The organism is Fibrisoma montanum, assembly GCF_003583365.1.
In the GTDB taxonomy this organism is placed as follows: Bacteria; Bacteroidota; Bacteroidia; order Cytophagales; family Spirosomataceae; genus Fibrisoma; species Fibrisoma montanum.
Genome location: NZ_QXED01000042.1, coordinates 1 through 402 on the forward strand (window position 1 = coordinate 1; position 402 = coordinate 402).

Annotated in this window: 1 pseudogene; it reads left to right on the forward strand. The window is 70.6% G+C overall.

What is annotated here, in order from left to right:
• A pseudogene (locus DYU11_RS32910) lies at window positions 1-402 on the forward strand (gliding motility-associated C-terminal domain-containing protein); the annotation flags it as partial.

Genomic DNA, 402 nt, shown 5'->3' on the forward strand with positions numbered 1-402 from the left:
TTCACCTACGTCGACACCGGGGCCGACACCTTTGCCCAGGACGGGCTCAGCGCCGGGCCGCTGTCGGCCGACTCGAGCTACTGCTACCGGGTGCTGACCCGGGGCCGCTACGCCGATGCGCGGCTGGCGGGCTTTGGCCTGCTGGAGAACTACAGCCAGATCCAGTGTGCGGCCCCCATCGACTCGACGCGCCCCTGTGCGCCGGCCCTGCGGGTGGACTCGCTGGACTGCGCCAGTCTGAGCGCCGAGAGCCTGTGCAACCAGACGAGCTTTGCCAACCGGCTAACCTGGCAGCTGCAGGCGGCCCCGGGCTGCGACGTGAACGTGCTGCGCTACCGGATCTACTACGCCCGCTACGAGCAGGACGAGCTGACCCGGCTGGACAGCGTGGCGGCCCCGGGG